This is a genomic window from Streptomyces roseochromogenus subsp. oscitans DS 12.976, assembly GCF_000497445.1.
Taxonomy (GTDB): Bacteria; Actinomycetota; Actinomycetes; order Streptomycetales; family Streptomycetaceae; genus Streptomyces; species Streptomyces oscitans.
The window spans coordinates 7,892,631-7,908,313 of sequence record NZ_CM002285.1 but is presented as its reverse complement, the minus strand read 5'-3'; the positions used below and the strand labels follow the sequence as shown (position 1 = coordinate 7,908,313).

Annotated in this window: 16 protein-coding genes, 7 tRNA genes and 4 pseudogenes; 10 read left to right on the top strand and 17 right to left on the bottom strand. The window is 71.4% G+C overall.

What is annotated here, in order from left to right; genetic code table 11:
- Positions 1–61 precede the first annotated feature (61 nt).
- Complete coding sequence (locus tag M878_RS83890; protein WP_023552059.1) at positions 62–1,294, bottom strand: hypothetical protein; 1,233 nt, start codon at positions 1,292–1,294, stop codon at positions 62–64.
- Entirely contained in the window at positions 1,291–1,857 is a 567-nt protein-coding gene (locus M878_RS83885) for a DUF4365 domain-containing protein (RefSeq protein ID WP_023552058.1), read from the bottom strand. The genes M878_RS83890 and M878_RS83885 overlap by 4 nt, the downstream gene beginning before the upstream one ends.
- Before the next feature lie 168 nt (positions 1,858–2,025).
- On the opposite strand from M878_RS83885, the gene M878_RS83880 reads away from it, so the two are divergent.
- Positions 2,026–2,751, top strand: a complete 726-nt coding sequence (locus M878_RS83880; protein WP_023552057.1) for a 3'-5' exonuclease — start codon at positions 2,026–2,028, stop codon at positions 2,749–2,751.
- 45 nt (positions 2,752–2,796) lie between these two features.
- On the opposite strand, the gene M878_RS83875 is transcribed toward M878_RS83880, so the two are convergent.
- Positions 2,797–2,868 (bottom strand) — tRNA-Val (locus M878_RS83875).
- A 39-nt stretch (positions 2,869–2,907) separates the two neighbouring features.
- Positions 2,908–3,354, bottom strand: coding sequence for an SRPBCC family protein (locus tag M878_RS83870; RefSeq protein ID WP_023552056.1), 447 nt, complete (start codon positions 3,352–3,354; stop codon positions 2,908–2,910).
- A 224-nt stretch (positions 3,355–3,578) separates the two neighbouring features.
- Between M878_RS83870 and M878_RS83865 the strand changes: the two genes are divergently transcribed.
- Positions 3,579–4,577 carry a DUF6215 domain-containing protein gene (locus M878_RS83865; protein WP_023552055.1) on the top strand — a complete coding sequence of 333 codons (999 nt, stop codon included), beginning with the start codon at positions 3,579–3,581 and terminating at the stop codon, positions 4,575–4,577.
- On the opposite strand, the pseudogene M878_RS000000100455 reads toward M878_RS83865, so the two are convergent.
- The 6 genes and pseudogenes from M878_RS000000100455 to M878_RS83845 all read right to left on the bottom strand — a co-directional run.
- A pseudogene (locus tag M878_RS000000100455) lies at positions 4,574–5,096 on the bottom strand (exo-rhamnogalacturonan lyase family protein); the annotation flags it as partial. The gene M878_RS83865 and the pseudogene M878_RS000000100455 overlap by 4 nt on opposite strands.
- Positions 5,085–5,613: pseudogene (locus M878_RS95230) on the bottom strand (ABC transporter substrate-binding protein); the annotation flags it as partial. The pseudogenes M878_RS000000100455 and M878_RS95230, both read right to left, overlap by 12 nt.
- A gap of 195 nt (positions 5,614–5,808) precedes the next feature.
- Positions 5,809–6,734: pseudogene (locus M878_RS000000100450) on the bottom strand (alpha/beta fold hydrolase).
- Between the two features lie 2 nt (positions 6,735–6,736).
- A pseudogene (locus tag M878_RS000000101980) lies at positions 6,737–6,936 on the bottom strand (alpha/beta fold hydrolase); the annotation flags it as partial.
- A gap of 18 nt (positions 6,937–6,954) precedes the next feature.
- Positions 6,955–7,026: transfer RNA gene (locus M878_RS83850), tRNA-Val, on the bottom strand.
- 83 nt (positions 7,027–7,109) lie between these two features.
- Positions 7,110–7,574, bottom strand: a complete 465-nt coding sequence (locus tag M878_RS83845; protein ID WP_031226676.1) for a TIGR02611 family protein — start codon at positions 7,572–7,574, stop codon at positions 7,110–7,112.
- A 191-nt stretch (positions 7,575–7,765) separates the two neighbouring features.
- On the opposite strand from M878_RS83845, the gene M878_RS83840 reads away from it, so the two are divergent.
- Together M878_RS83840 and M878_RS83835 are read left to right on the top strand one after the other, a co-directional pair.
- On the top strand, positions 7,766–8,179 hold the full coding sequence (locus tag M878_RS83840) for an SsgA family sporulation/cell division regulator (RefSeq protein ID WP_004002642.1): 414 nt from the start codon (positions 7,766–7,768) through the stop codon (positions 8,177–8,179).
- A 319-nt stretch (positions 8,180–8,498) separates the two neighbouring features.
- Positions 8,499–9,062 carry a CGNR zinc finger domain-containing protein gene (locus M878_RS83835; protein WP_023552050.1) on the top strand — a complete coding sequence of 188 codons (564 nt, stop codon included), beginning with the start codon at positions 8,499–8,501 and terminating at the stop codon, positions 9,060–9,062.
- Between the two features lie 546 nt (positions 9,063–9,608).
- Here the strand turns inward: M878_RS83835 and M878_RS98590 are convergent.
- Together M878_RS98590 and M878_RS83830 are read right to left on the bottom strand one after the other, a co-directional pair.
- Complete coding sequence (locus M878_RS98590) at positions 9,609–9,758, bottom strand: hypothetical protein (protein ID WP_023552049.1); 150 nt, start codon at positions 9,756–9,758, stop codon at positions 9,609–9,611.
- Between the two features lie 198 nt (positions 9,759–9,956).
- Positions 9,957–10,400, bottom strand: coding sequence for a hypothetical protein (locus M878_RS83830; RefSeq protein WP_023552048.1), 444 nt, complete (start codon positions 10,398–10,400; stop codon positions 9,957–9,959).
- Positions 10,401–10,699: 299 nt separating this feature from the next.
- On the opposite strand from M878_RS83830, the gene M878_RS83825 reads away from it, so the two are divergent.
- Positions 10,700–11,224, top strand: coding sequence for a DsbA family protein (locus M878_RS83825; protein WP_023552047.1), 525 nt, complete (start codon positions 10,700–10,702; stop codon positions 11,222–11,224).
- A gap of 67 nt (positions 11,225–11,291) precedes the next feature.
- On the opposite strand, the gene M878_RS83820 is transcribed toward M878_RS83825, so the two are convergent.
- The 3 genes from M878_RS83820 to M878_RS83810 form a co-directional block, all read right to left on the bottom strand.
- Entirely contained in the window at positions 11,292–12,116 is an 825-nt protein-coding gene (locus M878_RS83820) for a GNAT family N-acetyltransferase (RefSeq protein WP_023552046.1), read from the bottom strand.
- Positions 12,117–12,287: 171 nt separating this feature from the next.
- Positions 12,288–13,109 (bottom strand): aminotransferase class IV, encoded by an 822-nt coding sequence (locus M878_RS83815; RefSeq protein WP_023552045.1) that lies wholly within the window; start codon positions 13,107–13,109, stop codon positions 12,288–12,290.
- On the bottom strand, positions 13,106–14,161 hold the full coding sequence (locus M878_RS83810; RefSeq protein ID WP_023552044.1) for a chorismate-binding protein: 1,056 nt from the start codon (positions 14,159–14,161) through the stop codon (positions 13,106–13,108). Before M878_RS83810 ends, M878_RS83815 begins: the two co-directional genes overlap by 4 nt.
- 177 nt (positions 14,162–14,338) lie before the next feature.
- Between M878_RS83810 and M878_RS83805 the strand changes: the two genes are divergently transcribed.
- The 5 genes from M878_RS83805 (at position 14,339) to M878_RS83785 (ending at position 14,816) form a co-directional block, all read left to right on the top strand.
- Positions 14,339–14,411: transfer RNA gene (locus M878_RS83805), tRNA-Gly, on the top strand.
- A gap of 38 nt (positions 14,412–14,449) precedes the next feature.
- Positions 14,450–14,523: transfer RNA gene (locus M878_RS83800), tRNA-Cys, on the top strand.
- 1 nt (position 14,524) lies between these two features.
- Positions 14,525–14,596, top strand: a tRNA-Val gene (locus tag M878_RS83795).
- A gap of 47 nt (positions 14,597–14,643) precedes the next feature.
- Positions 14,644–14,715, top strand: a tRNA-Val gene (locus tag M878_RS83790).
- 29 nt (positions 14,716–14,744) lie between these two features.
- A tRNA-Val gene (locus M878_RS83785) sits at positions 14,745–14,816 on the top strand.
- A gap of 61 nt (positions 14,817–14,877) precedes the next feature.
- Here M878_RS83785 and M878_RS83780 read toward each other — a convergent pair.
- Both M878_RS83780 and M878_RS83775 read right to left on the bottom strand, forming a co-directional pair.
- A complete protein-coding gene (locus tag M878_RS83780) occupies positions 14,878–15,177 on the bottom strand; it encodes a TFIIB-type zinc ribbon-containing protein (protein WP_023552043.1) in 300 nt (99 codons plus the stop codon).
- 79 nt (positions 15,178–15,256) lie between these two features.
- A partial coding sequence (locus M878_RS83775) for a phosphotransferase family protein (protein WP_023552042.1) occupies positions 15,257–15,683 on the bottom strand: 427 nt, incomplete at its 5' end.

The window sequence follows — 15,683 nt, the reverse complement described above, 5'->3', positions numbered from 1 at the left end:
CGACAGTCCCCGGACCGGTACGCCCCCGGTCCCGTCCCCTCGGTCCGCGTCCCGGTCTCCCTCAGTCCTCGTCCCGGTACGACTCCCCGCACGCCTCCTCGAAGAAGTCCAGGTTCTCCTGGAGGGCCTTCATCAGCCGGTCCCTCTCGGCCTCGTCGACCTGCACGGGTACGACCCCGGAGGCGCCGGTGAGCCGGCGGAAGCCGCCCCGGCGCTCCAGCCGGCCGTGCACCCGCACCGGAAGTCCGACGAGGTGGGCGTGGCCGGCGATGCGGTAGTCCTCCTCGTCCAGGGTGACGCGGACGTGCGGCACCTCGGCTCCGGCGAGGACCCGCAGCCGTACGGTGCCCTCGCCGCCGGGCCCGGAGCGGCGCATGCGGACGACGGCGCCGGTGATACGGACCGGCACGGAGGGTTCCTCGCGCAGATAGCGAGCGGCGGCCTCGCGCAGCACCGGTAGGTCGCCGGGTGAGAACTCGACGGGTTCGGCGGAGGGGGCACAGCCCTCGGGGGCGTCTTGGCCGGGTGCCCAGGCGACGGCGATCCGGGCGCCCTCGGTGCCCCGGACGAGCACGGCCAGTGCCTCGGTCAGTTCGCGGCTGACGCCGGCCTCGACCGCGCCGTCGAAGGCGTCCATGCCGCCGGTGGCCCGCTGGTAGTCGATGGCCTCGCGGGCGGCGTACAGGGCCTGGTGAAGGCGGACGGCGAGCGGGCGGCCGGTGGGCACGGGCGCGAAGGCGGTGAGGTGGCGGCCCTCGGCGGCGGGACCGACGAGGACGTCCTCCAGGAGGGCGGCGGCCGCGCGGCGGTGCCGGGCGCCGTAGTACCCGGCACGCGCGCGTGTGGCGAGCGCGGCGGCCAGCAGCATCTGCCGGGCGGCGCCGCGCAGTTGCTCGTCCGCCGTCCAGGGCGCGGCGCCTACCGGTCCGCTCGGGGTGTCGCGCCACCAGCGGATCTCGTCGCTGGGTACGGCGAGGGAGATCAGCACCTCGCGGGCGGCGGGTGTCTCGCTGCGGGCGAGGGCGTCGAGGGCCTCGCCGAGCAGGTCGTCGCTGTCGGGGAAGGCCCGGCTCTCCGGCACCAGCAGGCTGGTCCCGCCGCCGCCCGGTCCCGGCGGGGTCCAGCGGCCGTAGCGTCCCGGGGCGCCGCCGCGCCGCTGCCAGCCGTGCCGGTGCAGCAGGGCACCGAGCACGGCGGGGTCGACCTGGGCGGGGTCGGGGGGCCGGTGCCAGGCGAGATCGTCGGGATGCGGCCGGACCTGGCGTGGCAGCTCCTCGTACGGACGGCTCCTCATGGCCTGCCTCCCGTCCCGACCCGCGTCATGATCTCGCACAGCGCCCGGTCGTCGAAGATGCGCGAGGTCGGGATCCGCACGGTGGTCCGGTGCCGGCCGGTGATGGGGTGGCCGGCGAGGTTGACCCAGTAGCAGCAGTGCCTGAGGTCGAGCCGGTCGTGACTGGCGCGCAGCCAGTCGTCCTGCGAGCGCGGGACGAGCATGACGACCAGGATCTTGTGCACCGAGACCGGTGTGCGGGCGAGCTTGCGCAGATGGTCGTTGTCGAGCGTGAAGGAGAAGGTGCGCCCCGGCGGATTGGGCGCGACCTGGTACGTGGCCTTCAGCTGCACCTTGATGGTGACCTCGTCGTCCACGGTGTGTCCGGGCGCGCTGTGGCTGACGTGCCAGTCGATGCCGTTGTCCGGGAAGGGCTGGGACAGCGAGCATCCCGCTGCGGCGGCGACCGCGTGCAGATAGCCGACCTGCAGTGTCTCCATGCACGCCGTGGTGGCGAGCGTGCCGCGGACGGTGCCCGGGCGATCGGGCAGCAGCCCGCCCCGCTCGGGCTGCGCTATGGCCATGACCAACAGCCTTCCAGGCAATGAGTGTCCCCGCTGCGGGCCGCTGAACTGCAAAGACCCGTACTCCTGTTGTCTCCTCCCGGCGTACGGCGCAAACGGCCCGGGTATCACCAAACGGGCAGAAGACGGAACGTCATCTGCTGTGGGTGAACGAGGAGTTGGGTTCAGATGACGACCTGGTACGAGGGGCCGCTGGCCGCTTTCGACACGGAGACGACGGGCGTGGACGTCGAGACCGACCGCATCGTGTCGGCCGCCGTCGTCGTCCAGGACGCCCCGGGCACCCGGCCCCGGGTCTGCCGTTGGCTGGTGAATCCGGGTGTGCCGGTGCCGGAGGCGGCGACGGCGGTGCACGGGCTGACGGAGGAACACCTGCAGTGCAACGGACGCTGGCCGGCGCCGGTGATGTACGAGATAGCCGAGCAGCTGGCGGAGCACGCGGCGATGGGCCGTCCGCTGGTGGTGATGAACGCGCCGTTCGATCTGACGCTGCTGGACCGGGAGTTGCGCCGGCACCGGGCGTCGTCGCTGGACCGCTGGTTCGAGTCGGTGGCGCTCAGGGTGCTGGACCCGCGGGTCCTGGACAAGCACCTGGACCGGTACCGCAAGGGCCGCCGCACACTGACCGACCTGTGCGAGCACTACGGTGTGGCGCTGCAGGAGGCCCATGACGCCGCGGCGGACGCGCTGGCCGCCCTGGACGTCGTACGGGCACTGGGCCGCCGTTTCGCGACTCGGCTTGAGCGCCTGACCCCCGCCGAGCTGCACACGCTCCAGGCCAACTGGCATGCGGCGCAGGCCCGCGGGCTGCAGGCCTGGTTCGCGCGCAGCGGCTCGGAGGAGATCGTCAGCACGGACTGGCCGCTGCGGCCGGAGCTGCCGGCGGCGGCCTGACTATGCGAAAAGCCGGTCCGCTACTGCGGACCGGCCTTCTCCGGGTGGGCGATACTGGGTTCGAACCAGTGACCTCTTCGGTGTGAACGAAGCGCTCTCCCACTGAGCTAATCGCCCGGGAACGCACTGAACAATACAGGTCGAGACGCCGATCCTTCAAACCGTTTCGAGCCGGCGGAGCAGTCCGCGCCGCCCCGCGGCCATCATCAGCCGGTGGTTGAGGCGGAACACGGGCCGTCCCGGTACGGCGAGCCGCCTGAGCAGGGGCTTGCGCACCTCCACGACCTGGTCGTAACGGGCGAGGGTGCCGGTGCCCTCGGCGGTCACCGTCCAGCGGGCCCAGCCCTCGATGTCGCCGGACACGGCGATCTCCAGGATCCCGGCGTCCGGGTCGCGGCGCGTCTCCCGTGCGGTGAAGGTCACGGCGTACGGCAGCACGGACCGGACGGTGAGGACACCGGTGCCGAAGTCCAGCCTGGTCACCGCCCGCACCTGTGGCCACCAGCGGGGATAGTCCTCGGGCCGCTCCAGCACGGCGTACACGGCCGCGGGCGGGGCGGGCAGGGACCACAGGCTGAGGAAGCGGTAGCGGTTCCAGTCCATGGAGGGAGTCTGCCCGGCCGGGCGCGGGTGAACTGAGTACGCGTACTCATGCGCCCCGGCGTGGCGCGGGACACACTCGGGAGGCGAGCGCCGCCGCCCGTGCGACGGCGCTCCCCCAGCCCCGCCAGGGCTCCCGCGGCCGGTCGCCGGACTCCCCGCTGAGACGCTGCGGAACTATGGCCTCCACCACAGCGGTTGTGATCCAGTCCTGGTGAGATCACCGGATGCTCGGTTTCCTCCTCCGTCTCCTGCCGTTCTGGGTCCGCGAGCCCCTGGCCATCGCGATCGGGTCCGTTCTCGGCGTACGCATCATGTACCTCGCCGTTCGCGATCATGACCGGGTCGCGGCTGGTCTCGGTGTGGTGTTCCTCGTGTTCACCGCGATACACGTGTACGTGGTCGTCCGGGCGCTGCGGGCACGCCGGAACCCGAGCGCGGTGGCCTCCGCGGACAGGCCGACGGTCGATGAGGCCGCGCAGTTCCAGGCGGCAGCCGGGCCGCGTCCCGGACCGGACACTCCGGAAAAGGAGCCCAACGCGTGGGGCCAGGCCTTCGCGGCCGTGGCCGTGATCGGGGCACTCGCGGCCGCGCTGTGGGTGGCCCCGCACGTGCTGCCGTCCGACGACAGCGCAGCGCGGCCCGCGTCGTGTTCGGGCAGGGAGCACGAGGAACTGCCGAAGGCCTACACGAAGGCGCCCCGTGCCGTGACCGGTGACGAACTGTGCGACGCACTCAACCGGTCCGACCTCGCCCGGCTCCTCGGAACGCCCGGAGAGACCGCGACCGCGGCTTCCGGCACCAGCAACACCGCTCCCCTGACCGATGGGAAGGTCGCCCAGCCGGAGGCCGAGGTCAGCTTCGACACGTACACCGTCGACCTCTCGGCCACCTACAACGAGCTGTCGATCGCCCAGTACGTGAAGCTGATGAGAACCGGAGGGGAGCGGGACGTCGCGACACGTACGGTTCTCGGCCGGCCCGCCGTCTTCTCCTCGGATCACACCATGAAGTTCAAGATCGATCTCGGGGGTGGCGGATCCAGCGGCGGACCGGTCGAACAAGGCCCCCTGGCCCGGACGCTTTCCGTGGCCCTCGGCACAGACGACCGGGGCGGCTACTACGAGTTCACCGTGTGGAGCAGGTCCGGAGCCCTCCCCGACGACAGCGCCCTGATCAGCATCGCCGAAAAGGTTCTCCCGACGATCCCCGAACGGCATTCCTAGCCGGGCATCTTGTCTCCGCGCAACGCCAGGTTCTCGATGGCCGCGAGGCCGTAGAGCGCGGAGTCGTTGCTGGACACCCAGCTGGCCTCACTGCCCTCGACGTGGGTTGCGGGGCCCGTCAGCTTCTCGGTCTTCCACGGCGAGGACTCGGTGTAGCCGTCGGGGCCGTAGAACTTGCGTCCTTGGTGGCGTTGAAGCAGCGGCAGTAGCCCAGGTAGGCCGACTTGAACGCGGGCAGGTCGACCAGGTGGATCAGCCCGACACACAGCTCGTTGAGTCCGAAGACCGCCGAAAGGCGGGAGACGGACACCACCGGTTTGCCGGCGACGGCGAACTCTCGTCGGAGTCGAGGTTGGCGTGCATGAGGTCGCCGACGCGTTCGTCGGCCGTGAGGAAGTAGCAGAAGCGCCGGTACGTGGTGTTGGCGATGCGCTGCTGTCTGGCGCTGTCACCGAAGTGCTGCACACCGTGCCGGGTGCTGAGGCCCGCCCAGGTGCCGAGGTGGTAGACGTCGACCTCGCGGAACACCTTCTTGTCGACGACCAGCGCCATGGTGTTGGAGCCGACGGGAATTCCGAGCTGCTTTCCGTCGACCTCGCCGGCCTTTGTCACTCCGTCCCGGAAGTGATCCGGAGTCAGATTACCTGCCTGAACCTGTGACTTGAGGTCGAGGGGAATTCCGCGCTTGTCGTACTTCCGAAGAAACGTGACGGCATTTTGGAAAACGTCCGGGGGATTTCCACCGGCGGCCTGGGTCTGGAACTTCTCCCAGAACGATTGATACATCTGGAAGTCAGTCCTTATCCCGACCTTCGGGTACTTCTTCTCGAAGAGTGCGATGGTCCGGTTGATCTTCTTGGCCCGTTCCTCGGCACCCCACCACGAGTAACGGGTCGTCACCGTCCCGCCCCCGGAACCGTTTTCGCCGCCGCACCCGGTCGCCGCACCCGGTCGCCGCGGCGGGCCCGAGCGTGGCCACCGAGGCCCCGGCCGCCTTCAGGATCGTACGCCTCTCAGGGTTCCTGCTGGTTCCCATGGCCGGGCCCTCCCCGCAGCGTTGCCTCCGCCCTCACGGACGCCTCACCGACGCCTCGCGAACGCATGCATGAATCGTTTTAAGCAAGCGCTCGCAGGTGAGCGGGCGCGGCCGACGGGCCGAACGAAGGCGCGGGGAGGGTCGGTCGGGGACGGTCAGTCGAGGACGGCCGGTCGGGGAGATCGGCCGGGCAGATCAGCCGGGGAGGGCGGCGAGCCAGTCGATCAGGATCCGGTTCGCCTCTGCCGGGCGCCCTGCCGCACGAAGTGGCCGCAGCCGTCGAGGATGTGCGAACCGTAGGGACCGGGCAGGGTCTCGGGGTACGCCGTGACCGCGTCGGCCAGCCGGGCGAGCGAGGTGTCCGGGCCGCCGCCGATGAACAGCGAGGGCCGCCTGACCGGGCGCCCGCGTGGTCGGCCAGGTCCGCCCAGCCCCGGTCCATGTTCCGGTAGCGGTTGAGCGCCGCGGCCATACCGGTCCGCTCGAACTCCCCGGCCAGGAAGTCGAGGTCGCCCTCGCCCAGCCAGGCCGGGAGCGGGCCGACGGGGTAGCGCTCCCGCAGGGTGCCGCCGCGGCCGACGAAGTGCGGGTCGGGGGCGCCGGGCGCGGGCATGGTGGCGGCGGACAGGGCCGCGTAGAAGCCTCCGAGCCGGTCGCGCACATCGGGCTCGATCTCCGCCTCGGCCCGGCCGAACTGCTGGAAGTACGAGACGAACAACTCCTCGTCCCCGCCCGTGCGCGCGAAGACCCCGCCGGGCCGCGGGCCGCCGGGCGGGCGGTACGGCACGCCCAGCAGGCTCCCCGGCGCGGAACACGTCGGGCCTGGTGAGGGCGGAGGTGGCGGCGATCGTGGCGCCCCAGTCGTGTCCGACGACCACCACGAACCGCTCCCCCAACGCCTCCACCACGGCGACGCCGTCCGCGACCAGGTCGAGCATCCGGTGCACCTCGCCGATGCAGCCGAGGAAGGCCGGGTCGGGGCCGACGATCAGCACGGCGCGGCGGGCCAGCAGCTCGCGGTACTCGTGGAGGAGATAGGCGGCGCCGTGCAGCGCGACCGCCGTCTTCCCGGTACCCGGCCCGCCCTCGACCACCAGGACCCCGCGGTACGGCACCCGGATGACGCGTCCACGGCCGCCGGCTCGGAGGAACGGCCGTGGCCCCGGACGTCGACCGCAGCGGCGCGATAGCCCCGGCGGCGGCCAGGGCGGGCAACGGATGCCGCCAGGAGCACCAGGACTCCAGGAACCCGTGCGCCAGCAGCTGGGCTCGTGGAGCCGGCCCGGGCGCGGATACGCCGACGGCCCACCTGCTGTTTCGCAGGTGGGCCGTTGGTCCGGGTGGGCGATACTGGGTTCGAACCAGTGACCTCTTCGGTGTGAACGAAGCGCTCTCCCACTGAGCTAATCGCCCGGGCGCAGGAAGAACATTACCCCATGTCAGAGGGTGCTTCCGACCAGAGGCCGGGCAGTGGACGGCCGAGCGACGGAGTCCGATCACTGATCCTTGATCTTCCACGGCATGACGACGCCGAACCTCGACAGGTAGATCCCGGCCAGCACGCCCACGATCACCAGCCCGATCACGGTCAGCGCGATGTTGCGGCGGCGCACCCGGGGATCGAGGGCCCGCTGGGCCGCCTCGGTGACCTTGCGTTTGGTCCAGCGGAGCACGAGCTGGGCCCAGACGAACTCGGTCGCCCAGATCGCCATACCGCCGAAGATCACCACCCAGCCGGGTCCCGGCAGCGGCAGCATGATGACGCCGGCCACGACGACCGCGAGGCCGGCCACGAAGACGCCGACCTGCCAGCTCAGATGCAGCGCCCGGCGGGCCCTGATGAATTCCGGCGCCCGGGAGCCGAGCCCGGCACTGTCCTCGGACCCGACCTCCCGCAGGTCCGCCTTCGCCCGGTCCGCCGCCACGTCGCTCTCACCCGACTCGTCACTCCCCGTATTCATACAGACAAACCCTACGGGAGTGAATCCAGTCACCGGAATGGTCGTAGATCCCGTACGAGTTCTCGGCCGGAAGAGTTACGTAAAGCCACGCAAAACGCTCAGAGGGGTTTACAACGGCATCGTAGGTGGCATGTCGATTTCGCCGACGTGCGAATCCCCGAGCGCACACTGAGCGAAAGGCCCTGGCGCTTATGAACACCACGGTCAGCTGCGAGCTGCACCTGCGCCTCGTTGTGTCGAGCGAGTCCTCCCTGCCTGTCCCCGCAGGCCTGCGGTACGACACGGCCGACCCCTACGCCGTGCACGCCACCTTCCACACCGGAGCCGAGGAGACCGTCGAGTGGGTGTTCGCCCGCGACCTCCTCGCCGAGGGGCTTCACCGGCCCACCGGCACCGGCGACGTCCGCGTCTGGCCGTCGCGCAGCCATGGTCAGGGCGTCGTGTGCATCGCCCTCAGCTCTCCGGAGGGGGAGGCCCTGCTCGAGGCCCCGGCGCGGGCCCTGGAGTCCTTCCTGAAGCGAACAGACGCCGCCGTGCCGCCCGGCACGGAACATCGGCACTTCGATCTGGATCAGGAGCTCTCGCACATCCTGGCGGAGAGCTAGGTCGCGCCCATCGAAAGCAGCCCGGCGCCGTCCACTCGGGGAGACGGCTCGGGCCACGACAACCGCATACGGCACGGCTGGGCGCCGTCACCGTGAGCGTCTCACGGGACGGCGCCGAGCTGTGCTCGCCCGGCTCCGCCCTGCCGGCATGTCCCGCGCACACCCGTGCGCGCTGCCGCGCCGCGGGAACCGCCGTGGGCCTCGCGGCGTTGTACGGGCAGTCGAGGTCGGGCAGAGCACGGTGCGGTGGGCGGGGTTGTCGCTACCATCGGCCAGCATCGGCGGGCGTCGGCCCGACCCTCAGGCCAGGGAGCGAAACGTGCTGATCACCCATGACACCCGGTGCGCCCTCGAAGCCGTGGTGGATCTGGTGAACACCGCGCCGGAGGACGAGGCGGCGACCGACGGACTGCCCGATGTCTCGGCTCTCGCGGATTTCGTACGAAACCACGAGATCAGCGATGTCGGTGTGCTGTCGGAGTTCGACCTCTCGGCGGTGCGCAGGGTCCGGGGGCGTTTCGCGGCGATCTTCGCCGCCCCAGACGCCCGCAGCGCGGCAGGGCTGATCAACGAGCTGGTCGCCGCGGCGGGCACCACCCCCCGCCTGACGGACCACGACGGCTACGACTGGCATGTGCACTACTTCGCCCCCGGCGCCTCGGTGGCCGACCATCTCGCCGCCGACTGCGGGATGGCACTGGCCTTCTTCGTGGTCGCCGGGGAGCAGGAGCGGCTGCGGCGCTGCGAGGCACCCGACTGCCGGCGCGCCTTCGTCGATCTGTCCCGCAACCGCTCGCGCCGCTACTGCGACAGCCGCACCTGCGGCAACCGCCTCCACGTGGCCGCCTACCGCGCCCGCCGCAAGGAAGCGACAGGCTGCTGACCGCCCGGGAGGGTCTGGCCACCAGCACCAGCACGGACTGTCCGAACGGCACGAACTGACTAACGTGCACAACTGACCGACCGGCACGCACTGACCAGCCTGCACGAGCTGACCGACTCACCGATCAAGCGTCGGCCGGTCACGCAGCACCTGACCGGCCACGCAGCCAGCACGCCCCGACCGATCGCCGGCGCGCCCATCACACTTCCAACTGACCCCTGGCCACGGCCCATCACGCCGCCGACCGACCGCTGGCGCGCCGATCACGCGGCTGACTGATCCGCTTGCGGGCAGACCGCGCGGCGGCCCTCCACGCGGGGCACTGACCGGCGACGAGCCTGTCGCCCTGCGGGCTGATCGCCCGGCTCCGAAATTCCGGGATTCCGGGATTCCGGGATTCCGGGATTCCGGGATTCCGGGATTCCGGGGTTCGCTGGTGAGGCCCATAGGGTTCGAGTGCGGTGCTTGGAACGGGTACCCGGGGCGGGCGTGAGCCTGTGGGCGACGTCGGTCCCGGCGGGTGGCGCCGGGACGGACGTGTACGGCTCACAGCAACAGCAGGTCGTGCAGCGCAGCCATGAGGAGCAGACACCCGATCACCGCAAGGAAGATCATCAGCGGTGGCTGGGATAGGGCGAAGAGGCACCCGCGCGGCTCGTCCTTCGGCGGCGCGGCCTCGCTCTCTGTGTCCAGCATCTCCCGGAGATCATGACGCAGGTGAGGCCCTGTGCGCGATCAACACGCCCGCGATATGCGGGAGTTGCCGCATATCGCGTCGTCTCGCCCGACTTGCTTCGGGTTGTGAACGGTTCCGGACGAGCGCACGACGCTCTGTGTCGTTTCAGTCCGAGGGAGCCGGTGAGGTCGCTGTCCCGCCGCAGGCGCAAGCCGGCGTCATATGCCGTGCTTCTTGAGGATCGCCTCGATGTCGCTGAAGTCCTCGGTCGAGCCGGTGGCGCGCGGGGCGGTGGCGGACCCGGTCGCGGGCCGGTTGCCCGCGCCCAGGGAGGGTGCCGAGGCCGCCGGAGCCACAGCCTCGGCCTGGCCGCCGCGGGCCGCTCTGCGCTCTGCGCGGGTGCCACCGCGCCGGCGTTCGACCGCCCGCGTGCCCGCGAACAGGAGCCAGGCCGCGCCCAGCACTCCGAAGCCCGCCCAGGCGGTGGGACTGAAGGCGGTGTGGGCGAGCCAGCCGACGACCCCGGTCATCACCAGGCCGACCGGCACCAGCGAGTAGGCCGCGATGCGGGTCGCCGCGAGGAAACGCTTGCGGTAGGCCGTGACCACCGCGATGCCCAGACCCGCCGCGGACACGGCGGAGCAGACGGTCTCGGCAATCATCCGGTCCTCCTGGCGGGCTCGGTCGGGTGGAAGGCGGAGCTCGGCGGACGCGACGCACCGGCACGGCACAGCACCTCCGTCCCCTCCATCGTGCACCGCCTCGTACGCGCGATGCCATGCCCCAGCAGGACATCAGGGACATCTCCGGGTCGTCTCCTACTGGGGTGCCGGTACGGTGCGATGCCGTACCTCCCCCGCGCACGCCCACGGGCCCGGACACGGCGGCCGTACCATGCCGAGCCGAGCCGCCGTACCGTCTCGATTGGGTCACCCGCGTCCGGCCTGGAAGACTGGGCGGCATGAGCGACTCCTCCCCCGCACGCACCGACGCCCTTGTTCTCGACGTCTGGTGCGAACTGCAGTGCCCCGACTGTCGTACCGCCCTGGACGACATCCGTGCCCTGCGCGCCCGCTACGGCGACCGGCTGGAGCTGCGGCTGCGGCACTTCCCGCTGGAGAAGCACAAGCACGCCTTCGCCGCCGCGCAGGCCGCCGAGGAGGCGCTGGAGCAGGGCAAGGGCTGGCCGTACGTGGAGGCCGTGCTGGACCGGGTCGAGGAGCTGGACCACAAGGGGGAACCCTTCCTGGTCGAGGTGGCCCGTGAACTCGGCCTGGACGCCGAGGAGTTCGACACCGCGCTGATCGACGGCCGGCACATCCTGATCGTGGACGCCGACCAGGCCGAGGGCAAGGCGATCGGTGTGACCGGCACCCCGACGTACGTCATCGACGGCGAACGCCTCGACGGCGGCAAGAGCCAGGAGGGGCTGCGCGAGCGCATCGAGGAGATCGCCGACCGGCTGCTGGGCGGCCAGGAGGCCTGAGCCGCACGCCAGGCCCCCCGCAGCACGCCGTCGTACTCGGCTCCGCCTACGACGTGGCCGGCCGCGCCTAGACCAGGGGCTTGGCGAGGGCGTGGAGCGTCGTCTCGTAGCCGAGTGACTCGTACAGCCGCTCGGCGGGGGTGTTGCCCGCGTGCACGTTGAGGCCGAGGACCGGCCGGCCGGCCTCGATGGCCTGGCGCTCCGCCAGCAGCATGAGCGTGCGGCCGTGGCCCCGGCCGCGGTGAGCGGCGTCGGCCTCGACGTCGAACACGAACGCCCTGGTGTCCTGCAAGGCCACCCACAACGTACCCACCCGCTCCCCTTCGTGCTCCAGGACGGTGAAGAGCATTCCCGCGGTCGCGAGCCCGTGCGGCAGCAGTTGTTCGTGGTCGCTGTGGGCCTTGGCGAGGGCCACGGCCTCGGGGACACCGCGCTCGATCCACATGCGCGCGTAGTCCTCGCGCGCGCTCTCCTGCCAGGCGTCGAACTCGGCTCCGGTCATGGGCCGTGCGGTGCTGCCCGCCGGCAGCTCGGGCGAGGTAGTACCGAGGCGCTTCTCCATGCGGCGGCTGCGCAACGTGTAGCCGAGGGCACCGAACAGCCGCAGGGCGACGTCCGCCGAGGCGGGGACGGACGTCTCGATCTGCGTACAGCCCCAGCCGCGTGCCACCTCCTCCGCGGCGAGCGCGGCCACCGTGCCCCGGCCGCGCCGCCGGTCGGGCTCGGCGATCCGCAGGTCGCAGACGCGTGCCACGGAGTCGCCGAAGGACGGCGAGGTGCCGAGGTGGATCTCGCCGACGGGACGGCTGTTCACACACACCTGATAGCGCCGGGAACGGGTGCCGTCGGGGTTCTGCTGGAGCGGCTCGAGCGGCCGCAGGGTCGTGGTCATCACTGGTGTTCTACCCGCGCCCGACCACCGAGTCAGCCCGATTTCCCGGGCCAGAGCCACTCCAGGGAGACCGCAGCCACTCCCCGGGCCGGAGCCGCTCGCGAGCGACTGGAGCCGCTCCCGGGACCGGAGCCACTGGCCGGTTTCAGGGCTGTCCCAGGCCCGCCCGGCTCAGGGGTCCAGGTCCTCCCCGGCCCGCTCGTCGAAGATCCGCATCGCCTTGGCCGTGACCGGGCCCGGAGCGCCGGGCAGCTCGCGGTCGTCGACCCGGTGTACGGCCTGGACGTCCCGCAGGGTCGAGGTGAGGAAGATCTCGTCGGCGCGGCTCAGAGCGTCCAGCGGCAGGTCGGTCTCCTTGGCGCCCGTCCACTCGACGGCCAGCGCGCGGGTGATGCCGGGGAGGCAGCCCGAGGCGACCGGCGGGGTGTGGATCTCGCCGCCCAGGACGACGAAGACGTTCGACCCGGTGCCCTCGCAGAGCTGTCCGACCGTGTTGCCGAACAGCGCCTCGGACGCCCCGTGTTCATGGGCGCGGGCCAGGGCGACGACGTTCTCGGCGTACGAGGTGGTCTTCAGGCCGGTGAGGGCGCCGCGCTCGTTACGGGTCCACGGGACGGTGATCACGGCGGTGGTGTCGGGGCGGCGGGTGGTCGCGCCGACGGCGACGACGAGGGTCGGGCCGTGCTCGCCACGGTCGGAGCCGAGCGGGCCGTGGCCGCCGGTGTAGGTGATCCGGAGCCGGCCGAGGGGCATCGGGTTCGCCTCCAGGACCGCCGCGCAGGCCTCGCGGACCTCGGCGTGGTCAGGGTCGGGCAGGCCGAGGCCACGGGCCGAGCGGGTCAGCCGGTCCAGATGCCGGGTGAGGGCGAAGGGCCTGCCGTCGACGGCCTTCACCGTCTCGAAGACGCCGTCGCCGACGGTGAGCCCGTGGTCGAAGACGGAGACATGGGCGGACTCCAGGTCCCGCAGCCCGCCGTCCAGCCAGATCCTCATGCGAACACCCCTCCACTCGCCTCGTACGCCCCCGACGCTATCGCGAGAAGCCGGGAGGCCTTCAGCTCGGTCTCGCGCCACTCCCCCTCGGGGTCCGACCCCCAGGTGATGCCGGCGCCGGTGCCGAAGCGCAGGACGCCCTCGGCTCGGTCGATCCAGAAGGTGCGGATGCCGACGGCCAGCTCACCGACGCCCCGGTCGGCGTCGACCCAGCCGATGCCGCCGCAGTAGGGCCCGCGCGGGGCGGTCTCCAGATCCTCGATGATCCGCAGGGCGCTGGACTTCGGCGCGCCGGTGACCGAGCCGGGCGGGAAGGCAGCCGCGAGCAGCTCCGGCCAGCCGGCCCCGTCGCGCAGCTCGCCGCGGACCGTGGAGACCAGGTGGACCAGGCCCGGGTGCTTCTCGACGGCGCACAGATCGGGGACGGTCACGCTGCCGGTCGTACTGACACGCCCGAGGTCGTTGCGGACCAGGTCCACGATCATCACGTTCTCGGCGTAGTCCTTCTCCAGGAGGTCCGCCTCGGTGCGTCCGGTGCCCTTGATCGGCCCCGACTCCACGATCCGGCCGTCCCGGCGCAGGAACAGCTCGGGCGAGGCGGTGGCGATCTCCACACCGTGCTGCGGCAGCCGGATCGTTCCGGCGTACGGCGCCGGGTTGCCGCGGGCCAGCAGCGCGGTCAGGGCATCCACGTCGGCGTCCGGGGCGACCGGCGCGCTGAGCACCCGGCAGAGGTTGGCCTGGTAGACCTCGCCGGCCGCGATGTACGCGCGGATGCGGCGGACGGCCGCCGTGTACGCGGCCCGGTCCAGGGAGGAGGTCCACTCCCCCGCCGCCGGGCCGCGCCAGCCGCCCGGCACCGGCAGGGGCACGGGCTCCTCGCGTACGTCCGCGAAGCGCGCGCAGGTCAGCCGCCCCTCGAAGTCCGCGCAGACGGCCCAGAAGCCCGCGGAGTCCAGGGCGGCGGGGTCACTGGTGACGTCGCGGAGACCGGTGGCGACGCGGTCGGCGAAGCGGGCCAGAGGGGTGAGAAGGGGAGGGTGGTGGAGCACGTGGTCGAGTCTAGGCGGGTGTCCGAAAGGTGGCGCCGGGGTGACCCCTGGGGTGCCCTGACCACGTCGTCCGTCGGGTGCGGCGCAGCACGCTGCGCAAACGCGTTTTTGTGCTGGCCCGGGAATCCGCTAGAGTTCAACACGTCGCCGGGACGCGGAAGCGGACCGAAACGACAGGCGGACGTAGCTCAGTTGGTAGAGCGCAACCTTGCCAAGGTTGAGGTCGCGAGTTCGAGCCTCGTCGTCCGCTCGAAGGAAGAAGGGGTCATCCCGATCCCCTACACTCCTGGTGGAGTGGCCGAGAGGCGAGGCAACGGCCTGCAAAGCCGTCTACACGGGTTCAAATCCCGTCTCCACCTCCAAGGACGATTAGCTCAGCGGGAGAGCGCTTCCCTGACACGGAAGAGGTCACTGGTTCAATCCCAGTATCGTCCACTGGATCTTCTCGCAAGATCCACGGGTCTTCTCGAAGGTCCCCACCCGCGCGATTAGCTCAGCGGGAGAGCGCTTCCCTGACACGGAAGAGGTCACTGGTTCAATCCCAGTATCGCGCACTGACCGTGCCCCCCGGGTCACGGCCTGCGGACGATTAGCTCAGCGGGAGAGCGCTTCCCTGACACGGAAGAGGTCACTGGTTCAATCCCAGTATCGTCCACACAGCACAGAGCCCCCGGCCGCCTCGTACGGCCGGGGGCTTCTTCGTGTGCTCAGCCTGCTCAGCTGGAGAAGAGCATGTGGGCCCAGCTCTTGTGGCCGTGGTGACCCTGATGGCCGTAGTGCCCGTGGCCGCCGTGGTGACCGCCGTGCGGGGCGCCCCAGGCAGGCGGGGCCGGGTACGGCTGTGGGGCGGCTGGCGGAGCCGGCGGGACGGGCTTGGACCACTGGGCCTCCAGCTGGGTCAGCGCCTCCAGCTCGCCGTAGTCGAGGAAGATGCCGCGACAGCCGCTGCACTGCTCGATCTGGACGCCGTTGCGGTTGTAGGTGTGCATCGGCGCGTGGCACTTCGGACACTGCATGCTCGGCTCAACTCCTCGCCGTTCGGTGCTGCTTCGCGTTCCCCAGGACAGACTCCATCCAGTCCCGGCCGGTTGCAGCCTAGTCCGTGTGTTCGAGCGCCAACTGGCATGAAATCGGGGCCATTCGGGCGCAGGCGTCGACGAGTTGCTGTTCCACCTCGTTCAGCGGGCGGCCGGCCGCGAGCGCCTTGGCGAGGGCGAGGGCGGCCGTCTGCACGGTCAGCGCGCGGGCCGGGACGTCCAGGGCGGGCCAGGGGTCGCCGGCCGCGGGGACGGCCGGGCCGCCGGCCCGCTGGTACGCGCCGAGGAAACGGGTCCACTCGTCCGGCGGAAGGAGACCGCAGGCGTACCAGGCGGCGGGGCGGGCGAGGTCCCAGGCCGGGATGCCGGCACCCAGGTCGTCGACGTCGATCAGCCGCCAGGGGCCGTCCGGCGCGGGGTGGCGGACGAGCTGGCCGAGGTGCAGGTCGCCGTGGCAGAGGGCGGGAGTGCCGGGCATGGGGGCC

Bases quoted from the DNA above. Each gene is read 5' to 3' on its own strand.
- M878_RS83890 (WP_023552059.1), bottom strand. From the start codon at position 1,294: ATGAGGAGCCGTCCGTACGAGGAGCTGCCACGCCAGGTCCGGCCGCAT.
- M878_RS83885 (WP_023552058.1), bottom strand. From the start codon at position 1,857: ATGGCCATAGCGCAGCCCGAGCGGGGCGGGCTGCTGCCCGATCGCCCG.
- M878_RS83880 (WP_023552057.1), top strand. From the start codon at position 2,026: ATGACGACCTGGTACGAGGGGCCGCTGGCCGCTTTCGACACGGAGACG.
- M878_RS83870 (WP_023552056.1), bottom strand. From the start codon at position 3,354: ATGGACTGGAACCGCTACCGCTTCCTCAGCCTGTGGTCCCTGCCCGCC.
- M878_RS83865 (WP_023552055.1), top strand. From the start codon at position 3,579: ATGCTCGGTTTCCTCCTCCGTCTCCTGCCGTTCTGGGTCCGCGAGCCC.
- M878_RS83845 (WP_031226676.1), bottom strand. From the start codon at position 7,574: ATGAATACGGGGAGTGACGAGTCGGGTGAGAGCGACGTGGCGGCGGAC.
- M878_RS83840 (WP_004002642.1), top strand. From the start codon at position 7,766: ATGAACACCACGGTCAGCTGCGAGCTGCACCTGCGCCTCGTTGTGTCG.
- M878_RS98590 (WP_023552049.1), bottom strand. From the start codon at position 9,758: ATGCTGGACACAGAGAGCGAGGCCGCGCCGCCGAAGGACGAGCCGCGC.
- M878_RS83830 (WP_023552048.1), bottom strand. From the start codon at position 10,400: ATGATTGCCGAGACCGTCTGCTCCGCCGTGTCCGCGGCGGGTCTGGGC.
- M878_RS83825 (WP_023552047.1), top strand. From the start codon at position 10,700: ATGAGCGACTCCTCCCCCGCACGCACCGACGCCCTTGTTCTCGACGTC.
- M878_RS83820 (WP_023552046.1), bottom strand. From the start codon at position 12,116: ATGACCACGACCCTGCGGCCGCTCGAGCCGCTCCAGCAGAACCCCGAC.
- M878_RS83815 (WP_023552045.1), bottom strand. From the start codon at position 13,109: ATGAGGATCTGGCTGGACGGCGGGCTGCGGGACCTGGAGTCCGCCCAT.
- M878_RS83780 (WP_023552043.1), bottom strand. From the start codon at position 15,177: ATGCAGTGTCCGAAGTGCCACGCGCCGATGCACACCTACAACCGCAAC.